Source organism: Capnocytophaga canis (genome assembly GCF_000827555.1).
Classification (GTDB): Bacteria; Bacteroidota; Bacteroidia; order Flavobacteriales; family Flavobacteriaceae; genus Capnocytophaga; species Capnocytophaga canis.
Genome location: NZ_CDOI01000179.1, coordinates 1 through 8,609 on the forward strand (window position 1 = coordinate 1; position 8,609 = coordinate 8,609).

At 34.7% G+C, this 8,609-nt stretch carries 7 protein-coding genes; 2 read left to right on the top strand and 5 right to left on the bottom strand.

The window, feature by feature from the left end; all coding sequences use genetic code 11:
- Positions 1–353: 353 nt before the first annotated feature.
- Genes CCAND38_RS09480 through CCAND38_RS09490 form a run of 3 tightly spaced genes read right to left on the bottom strand, consistent with a single transcriptional unit; the run spans position 354 to position 2,126 of the window.
- The gene (locus CCAND38_RS09480; protein ID WP_042005858.1) at positions 354–983 is read right to left on the bottom strand and encodes a hypothetical protein; all 630 of its coding nucleotides are present in this window, start codon (positions 981–983) and stop codon (positions 354–356) included.
- A gap of 10 nt (positions 984–993) precedes the next feature.
- On the bottom strand, positions 994–1,425 hold the full coding sequence (locus tag CCAND38_RS09485) for a hypothetical protein (RefSeq protein ID WP_042345042.1): 432 nt from the start codon (positions 1,423–1,425) through the stop codon (positions 994–996).
- 20 nt (positions 1,426–1,445) lie between these two features.
- Positions 1,446–2,126 carry a TIGR02117 family protein gene (locus tag CCAND38_RS09490; protein ID WP_042005855.1) on the bottom strand — a complete coding sequence of 227 codons (681 nt, stop codon included), beginning with the start codon at positions 2,124–2,126 and terminating at the stop codon, positions 1,446–1,448.
- A 228-nt stretch (positions 2,127–2,354) separates the two neighbouring features.
- Here CCAND38_RS09490 and CCAND38_RS09495 point away from each other — a divergent pair, with 228 nt between their 5' ends.
- Together CCAND38_RS09495 and CCAND38_RS09500 are read left to right on the top strand one after the other, a co-directional pair.
- Positions 2,355–2,810: an XrtF-associated fRMsr-like GAF protein gene (locus CCAND38_RS09495; RefSeq protein WP_042005854.1), complete on the top strand. Its 456-nt coding sequence runs from the start codon at positions 2,355–2,357 to the stop codon at positions 2,808–2,810.
- Between the two features lie 440 nt (positions 2,811–3,250).
- A complete protein-coding gene (locus CCAND38_RS09500) occupies positions 3,251–6,109 on the top strand; it encodes an Ig-like domain-containing protein (RefSeq protein WP_042345043.1) in 2,859 nt (952 codons plus the stop codon).
- 183 nt (positions 6,110–6,292) lie between these two features.
- On the opposite strand, the gene CCAND38_RS09505 is transcribed toward CCAND38_RS09500, so the two are convergent.
- Together CCAND38_RS09505 and CCAND38_RS09510 are read right to left on the bottom strand one after the other, a co-directional pair.
- The gene (locus CCAND38_RS09505) at positions 6,293–7,666 is read right to left on the bottom strand and encodes a TlpA family protein disulfide reductase (RefSeq protein ID WP_042345044.1); all 1,374 of its coding nucleotides are present in this window, start codon (positions 7,664–7,666) and stop codon (positions 6,293–6,295) included.
- A gap of 120 nt (positions 7,667–7,786) precedes the next feature.
- A partial coding sequence (locus tag CCAND38_RS09510) for a TolC family protein (protein ID WP_042345045.1) occupies positions 7,787–8,609 on the bottom strand: 823 nt, incomplete at its 5' end.

Consider the following 8,609-nt stretch of genomic DNA (forward strand, 5'->3'; position numbering starts at 1 on the left):
TAAAAACCATATAAAAGCCTTTGAAATTGTGTTTTTCTACATCAATTTTGGGTGGATTTGAGTATCATACTTTGGGAAACACTACCTTCTTTTTAAATAATGAATTTTGTAATCTTTCCCTAAGACACCTATTTTTTCTTCACTCGTATTTATTTTTAGAGTTGCACAACCTAAAAAAGGGAAAAATATGGTGCTAATTATTAGAATTTTTAAACCTTTCATAAGAAATTATTTTTTGTATTCTGTCTTTTTCTGATTGAGTACTCGCAGTGGAGATAATCAACAGGAGGAAGATTACTATTTTTAAGAAACAAGTAAGTGAATTATCTATGTAAACGATTATTCTAATCCCGCTATTTATCTATACGATACCTATTTACAAGTTCTTCAACACCATCTTTGAAACCAGCTTCGTATTCTATTTCACTAAAGGTTTTGTTTACTTTTTGCATACTATCTATCTCTTGCAAAACTTTCTCTTTCCCTACCAAAAAAGTACGCATATAAAAATACCTTCCATACGCAGAAAATTTATCATCTATATTTTTTGATTTTATTACCATTTTGATATCCTTCAATCCTTCTTGTGCGAAGAAATGAGATTTTTCTCTGTTCGTGTGATAATAGTGAATGGCTTTCGTATAATTTCTGTAAAAATTCCTATCTTTGAAAGATACCTTATCGTCTTCCAACAATCTTTCTGCATCTTCGAACTTATCAAGCATCATAAATAATTCATATACTTTAGCTGAAGTTGGATAACTGATATTTATATTTCCTAAATAGCCTGTATTCTGAATCTTTTGAAATGTCTCGAAAAGAACCAAACTATCAGCATTTTGAGGATTCTCTATAAAGGAAGAGTAGAATTGCTTAATACCATCCGAGGCTATATTAAACAAAATCTTATCTTTCTTTACATCATTTGAAAAATGACATCCTTGTAATGTCAAACAGACTAGAATATAAAATATGTTTTTCATACTCAATAGTTTAAAATTGATGTATAGGTATTTCTACCTTTAAATTGACTTTGTTTGGCAATATATTCGCAACAGGATCACACATTATTGTATTTCCATTTCTATCAACATATATTCCCTCAAATTCGATTACCATTTTTCTCGTTGTATTAGCTATACCTTTCAGGTAGGTTGAATCTACAAACATTTCAAAAGGAATAGACGGTACAGAGCCTCCTTGTATGAATTGAGGGGTTTGAAATTGAGTAGGTTTTATTTCTTGTCCATTAACAGTCATCCTTATAGGACTTAACCGAATATCAACTCCTTGATAAGGGGCTATTGTATCTCCTGATATTACAATATTAAATTTTATTCCCTGTAAATTTTCTACAGAATAATCCCTACTATTCCTATTTAAAACAGGGGAAAAATTAACTCTCATTTTTGTATCTGTAATCATTCTGTGTATAACGGCACCTTTTATTCTTTATAATGCCTAAAAATACCTGTATCCGTTGGAGTCCATAGGGCTGCTTTTTGTCCCGCTACTTTTAGTCCGTCATTTACCCAAGTATTACAAGTTCGAGTGAGGTTATACTTCCCCTTAGCATCGTAAAAGGCATCATTTTCTCCATAGACCGCATCAGTTTTAATAAAAATAAAATTGCCTTTTTCGTCTTGGTCGAACTGATTTTGGATAAAGTTCACCAAATCCTGATATTGTTGTTCGGTGAGCATTATTTTTTTACAATCTTCGTTTTCTATAATTTTGTCGTAAAAAGTACAATGCATAGCAGACTCACTCAGCCAGAAAGCAGCTTTTAGAGCAGTAGAAATTTTTAGGTCTGCCCAAGTGGGGGTTTCTAGATAAAATCCTTTGTCTCCCCAACCGATTCCAACGTATTGATAATCAGTTCTTTTCGATAGAGTGTTCTCGAATAGAATTTTTTGACTCCAATCTATGATTTCTGTTTTGATAGGAACTACCAAATCAGTGTGCATTCCGTTGGTATAGATGTATATAGGCATGTTTTTTGGTTCAGAAACTTCCTTTTCTGCAATTTGAACAAAGGGAAGTAGAACACCTAAAAGAATGTATAAAACGATAAATCCTATAATAGTCCCAATAGTTTTTAAAAGTAAAATAAAAAATTTTTTCATCTGATTATGATATTAAATCTTTAAATTATCAATAAAGTTAATGTTTTTGTTTGTACACAAACATTTAATAATCAATAAAATTTCAGCAAAAATACAATAAAAAATGGATTGTTACCTATTTTGAGCGTAGGAAAATAGTTTATATTTTTGCATGGTCTGAGTTAGGCTTATAGCTACAACACTGCTGATTTTTCTACCTTTGAATAGAATAAAAAATAGAATAAAAATATGTTTGAAGAGTTAAGTTTAAGTATTACAGCTATTTGTAATCAAGAAGATGCATCTCGTGATGAGAAAATGCAAACCATTTGTGACTTGTTGCAATCCAGAGTAGAGCATTACGATTGGGTAGGATTTTACTTTGCCAATCACCAAACGAGAACTTTGCATTTAGGAGCTTTTGCAGGAGAACCTACCGATCACACTGAAATTCCGTTCGGGAAAGGAATTTGTGGACAAGTAGCAGTCTCCAATCAAAACTTTGTAGTTCCCGATGTCAAAGCACAGGACAACTATATAGCTTGTAGTCTTACTGTGAAGTCTGAAATCGTTATTCCTCTGTTTGTCAATGGCGTAAATATCGGACAAATTGATATAGATTCTCATCAATTGAATCCTTTTTCGCAAGAGGATGTTCGTTTTTTAGAATTCGTAAATACGCAGGTAGCCAAGCTATTTGACTAAAATAAGTTTCTTTTAAATTAGTATTTCACGAATACGAACTATTTGTATTTGAAAAAAAACATTGTAATAAATCTTCGATGGCTCAGCTGACACGTTAATTGTTCAGCTGAGCATTGTCGGAGAGTGAGCCGAACGTCTGTTCCGAATTATCTTTAAGTCCCTGCCAAGAGTATATTTTTGCCTGATTTTCAGTTTCTTATCTCATATGCTTCTTGTAATAGTGTCGGGTTATTAATAATTTTAAGAAAAATATTTGTTACTCGTTTGTTATTTGTATTCGTAAATTGCACTCAGTGAAAAACATAGCGAAATCTTATGCTTGATTTTTGCAAATCAAAGGAATGTTAATGCAGAGTTTTTACAATTCTTTCTTACGTTTCTACAAGTGTTTTTAGAACGTAACATTTTACCTTTGTCCTGAAAATAAAAAGGAAAATGTTATGAAAAAAATTGGTATTTATGTAGTTACGTTACTTTTTGTAATGGCTACGGCATGTATTCCAGAAGAGAAAATAGAAAAGCTAACCCTCAATAAGCAAGAGCTTGTAGCTACTTTCACGGGTGATGCTTCTAAGGACTTCAACGAGACTATTGAGATTGCCACAGGGAATGGTCAATATGAAATTACTTCAGAAAATGAAAAAATTGCCACAGCACGTGTTGTTAAGAATGTCATTTCCATCAGATTTAACTCATCGGGAGAAACCCGTATTTCAATAAAAGATAAAGTTAGTGGGGAAGAGTTAAAAATTAAAGTGGTAGTCAATCTTCCATTTTCTGTAGCTACTACGGAAACTACCTTGCATGTAGGAGCTTCCAAATCAATAGCTATCACATCCGGAAACGGTTCTTACGAGGTGGTCGGTGGCGATGAGAAGATTGTTGCAACAACCTTTTCTTCAACCACATCCACAACTACAGCAATTGTTTTCAAGGGAAAAGAGGAAGGATCTACAACTGTAAAAATAAAAGATAAAACATCACAAGAGGTGGTAGAGGTTAAAGTAGTTGTTCAACTTCTTAAATTGGAATTTAGTATTAAAGAAGAAGTGTTTGAGTTCGCTCCGAATTGTTCTGAATCGTCATTCCAAATCTTTGGTTCGGGAGAATATGAACTCATGATGGACAACCCTAATATTGATGCTTCACTTGCTGTTGACGAAATAGGTACAAAAATAATCTTCAATGCAAAAGGCAAAACTGAAGGGAAACTTACGGTTCGAGACTTAGAAACTAATTTTGAAAAATCCATCAAAATAAAATCGTTAGAAGATTTTGTTGTCAATATAGGAACGGATAAGACAGAAATAAAAACGTGGAGTAAGGTTACATACAAAGTAGCAAAAGGATATGATTATCCTATTAAAGTCCTTAAAGGAAGTGGAAATTATGAAATTTCTACATCGAACTCTACCGTTGCTGAGGTTTCAAATGACAATAATGGAATGAAGTTTACAACAAAAGATTTGGGACAGGTAAATATCGTAATGATTGATAAAGCCAATCCGTGTTTGAAAATTGAAATCGGAATAGAGGTTGTTAATATGGATAAAAAATTGCAGTTAGAAACAGATAAAATTCAAATTCAGGAAGGATATCTTTCATTCATTCGCATAATATCAGGGAATGGAAACTATGCTGTAGAATCAACCAACCCTTCTATTGTTTCGGCTTCTGTTGAGGAAGATTTTATTCAAATTGAAACCAATGCTGTCGGAAAAGCAACACTTACCGTCACAGACCTCAAAACAAACGAGAAAAAATCATTGGAAATTGATGTAATAAAGGCATTAAAACCTCTGATTCTTGAGCCTTCAAGCATAAGTGTTCATAAAGGAAAAACTGAAGAAGCGATCATCTTGTCAGGGAATGATTCCTATAGTGTTTCATCCGTAAATCCATCAGTAGCAACAGCAAATATTTCAGGACAGAAGGTTGTCGTTACTGGAAATGCTAAAGGAAATACAACCATCAAAGTTGTGGATAATGAAACTAAGCACGAGTTTGCAATTGCTGTCAGCGTTATTGAAGTGATTCCCGATGTTAAATTCTCAGTCAGAGAATTTAATATTAAAAAAGGGAAAACAGAATCTACCGTTCAAATTGTTTCAGGAAGTGGATTCTACAGTATAGCTTCAAGTAATCCTGACATTGCTCGTGCTTCACAATCAAGAGGAGTGCTTTACATCCATTCGTCTTACAGAGAAGGGGAAGCAGTTCTAACAGTTACCGATACGCGAACAGGAAAAACAGATACGCTACGTGTGATTGTTTCCGATGGAGAGCGATTGGCATTGGATAAAACAGAAGTTACAGTGCTAAAAGGACAGGAAGTAGCGGTAGTCATTACCTCAGGAAGTGGAGATTATTCATTTAGCATTCAACACGCATATGCCAGTGCAGAAATTAATGGTAATCTACTCACTATCAAAGGAAGTCAGAGAGGAAATACTATAATTACCGTTACAGATCGTCGAACTCACATAAAAGCAGAAATAAAAGTAACAGTACTCAATCAAATAGGGGATGTTAAATTCTCAGTCAGAGAGCTTCGATTGAAAAAGGGTGAAACAAATTCTTCGGTTTCCGTACACTCTGGTAGTGGTGCCTACAGTTTTGGAACCAGTGATTCAAAAGTGGCTTATAGTTTCCGCTCCCGAGGAGTTCTTTACATCTATGCTGCCAATTCAGGAAGAGCAACTATTACAGTTACCGATGCCCAAACTGGAAAAACGGATGTTTTGAATGTTATTGTTGATGGAGCACCTGATTTGGTTTTATCAACAGGAATTATTTCTATTGAATATCCTAAATCGGCTAATGTTTTGATAATTAGTGGTTCTGGTTCATATCGAGTTACTGAATCAAATGGAAGGATTGTTTCAGCAGCCCTTATAGGTAGTACATTGAATCTCAAAACATATGCTGCGGGAGAATCTTTTGTAACTGTTGAGGACACAGTGACAAAACAAACCAAAGTGGTACGAGTAAACGTAACAGAACCTGTGGTTGATGTTCCTTTTGAGCTGTCCCACAATCAACTGTTTATATGGGGTACAGTAGGTTCGAACTATGTCAATGAAGATACTGTTGCTTGGATTTCAATTACTTCAGGAAGTGGTGATTACGAAATAATTAAAAATGAATTAGGAGATCTGATTACCGTTAAAATTGTGCAGAATAGTATCCGAATAGAATCTACAAGAAATGAAACTAAAGAGGGTGTTATAACTATTAGAGATAAAAAAACGAAAAAGACAGCATCAATAGATGTAAGAGTAGGTATGGTAGTGAATTAAAGCAATACTATGCTTCATTTAAAACTCAGCTTCGGCTTCACTTGTGTTAGATTAAATAGCTATTAAACTAAGTGAAGTCGGAGTTTTTTTAAGGTTGAAACAAAGCAAACCTACAAAATACTCAAACTGATAATAACTCTAATAAAAAAAGGACTGTCATTAGCGACAGTCCTTTGTAGTTTATTAAATACCGCTTTCGGTGAGTAGCTCAATGAGTTTAGGGTCTGATGGACGAGGAGCATCTGCACTGATGATGTTTCCTTGTGTATCAAGTAATATAAAATGCGGAATTCCGGTGATTACATAATCTTTAACGAATGGAGTCTCCCACGCATTGTCAGCAAAGAGTTGTGTGCCTACCAATTCTCTTTCTGTTACGAAGTTTTTCCATTTATCATAATCTCTTTTATCATCTACTGAAATGCTCACGAATTCAATATTCTTTCCGTGGTATTTTTTCTCCACCTCTTTTAGGTGAGGAATTTCTTGCAAACAAGGTCCGCACCAAGTTGCCCAAACATCAATATATACCAATTTGCCTTTTAGGTCAGCCAAAGCGGTTTTTCCACCTTTATGATTCTCAAAATTGAAGGTAGGTGAGGGGTTTCCTTTTGCCAAAGCCTTAACTTTGTTATAACTTTCGGTGAATTTCCCTTTCAGAGTTTTATCAGTTACGTTAGCCATAAGCTCTTGATAAACCTTTTCTGTTAGAGGACTTTCCGGTGAAATGTAGTGTTCTAAGAATCTTTTTGCGATGGCATTACGAACGTTGTCACTTTTTATCTTTTTGAAATTAGTCAAAATAATACCTAAGTATTTTTCTTTATCATATTCCTGTCCGAATTGTTCATTGTATGCATTATCGTTATTTTTTTGGAATAATTCATTTACCAAACTTCGGTAGGTTCTTGAAAAGCGAAAATCTTCAGCGTTATCAAGGTCAGTAGTATTTAGTTTAGGGAAATTTTCAGAAACTTTAAACCCTTCCTTTTGTGCAAAGTAAGAATGATAATTTTCGTATCGATTTAATAGGAAATCAGCTTCATAAGCGATGGTTTTTTCTTCCAAAGCTTTAAATCCTTTCACGTTGAAATTGGTTTTATTGAGTAATTCTTTTTGTTTTGTACTATATTCATTTACTTTTGCAATAAAATCAGCCTCTTCTAATTTATAAAAGTCTGTTTTATCTTTACCTAATACCTCTTGTGAGAGTTTTACTTTACTCAAAAGATAGTTGTTTTCAGGAGCTAAACTGCCCGAAAATTTGTTTTCCTGCGGATTTTTAAAATCCATATCAACGTTCAAATCTTTGCCTTTTTGCAAGTAGATATCAGTACGAGCAAGGGTATAGCCTCCGTCGTGGGCTAACATCAACGTATCGATAAATGATTTGTCGGCGTTGAGCATAATTTCCTTTTCAAAACCATCTCCAACTAATATGATTTTCTCAAAATCATAGTTACTTACCTTACCCGATAGCACGGTGTACTCGGGGGCTTTGTCTGTACAGGACGCCAATACTGCACATCCTAAAACGGGGATAATAAATCTTTTCATAAAATAATAAAATTTGTTAGTGTTGCAAAAGTAAAATAAAAATTGAAATGTCCTAATTTTTAGAGCATAAAATTCAATAAAGGGGAAAGTTCTCTTCTTTCAGTCCATTGAAAAGGTGAGTTATTTCCAACCTCCTCCGAGGGCTTTGTAGAGCATAATTCCGTACTGCATCTTATTAAACTCGGCATTGGCTACGCTTAGTTCGGCATTAAGTCGATTTACCTCTGCCGAAATCACCTCCAAATAACTTGCCATACCACTATTGAAAAGTTCTTGCGAATATTCGGTAGCTTTTTGGTAAGCCTCCATTTCTTTGGTTTTTAGCAGGATATACTCGTGTTGCGAATGATAATTTTGCAAAGCATCTGATACTTCTTTACCTGCGGTAAGCATTGTTTTTTTGAATTTGAGCAGTGCTGTTTCGCGGTTAGCTTGGCTAATTTCGTACTGCGAACGAATTTGCCGTTTGTTGAGCAGAGGTTGTACCAATCCGCCTATGAAATTAGCAAATATGGATTTAGTATCCAACCAATTTTCAAAGGTTTGACTGCTGAATCCTCCACGTGCTGTAATGGTAAATGTAGGGTAGAAAGCTGCCCGAGCTACGTTAGTCAGTTCAAAGGCTTGGATTAAATCGAGTTCTGCTTTGCGTACATCGGGGCGATTTTCTAATAAACTCACTGCGTATCCTTGATTAAAATCTGTGGGGAAGGATTGTCCTTCTAATGAATTACGTGCTATGGGTTGCGAGGGAATACCTAAAAGGATACAAATGCTATTTTCTAAAGCGTGAATGTTGTTTTTAATACCAACAAGCTGTGCTTGTGCGTTGTAGTAAAGGGCTTGGGTTTGTTGTACAGCCACTTCGGTGGTGCTTCCGGCTTGTTTTAGGGCTTGTGTAGTTTCCAAACTTTTAAGGCGAAGGCTGATGGTAGCTTCCAAA

What these genes read in the sequence shown, in the direction of transcription:
- CCAND38_RS09495 (WP_042005854.1), top strand. Translation starts at nt 2,355, where the DNA reads ATGTTTGAAGAGTTAAGTTTAAGTATTACAGCTATTTGTAATCAAGAA.
- CCAND38_RS09500 (WP_042345043.1), top strand. Translation starts at nt 3,251, where the DNA reads ATGAAAAAAATTGGTATTTATGTAGTTACGTTACTTTTTGTAATGGCT.
- CCAND38_RS09485 (WP_042345042.1), bottom strand. Translation starts at nt 1,425, where the DNA reads ATGATTACAGATACAAAAATGAGAGTTAATTTTTCCCCTGTTTTAAAT.
- CCAND38_RS09490 (WP_042005855.1), bottom strand. Translation starts at nt 2,126, where the DNA reads ATGAAAAAATTTTTTATTTTACTTTTAAAAACTATTGGGACTATTATA.
- CCAND38_RS09480 (WP_042005858.1), bottom strand. Translation starts at nt 983, where the DNA reads ATGAAAAACATATTTTATATTCTAGTCTGTTTGACATTACAAGGATGT.
- CCAND38_RS09505 (WP_042345044.1), bottom strand. Translation starts at nt 7,666, where the DNA reads ATGAAAAGATTTATTATCCCCGTTTTAGGATGTGCAGTATTGGCGTCC.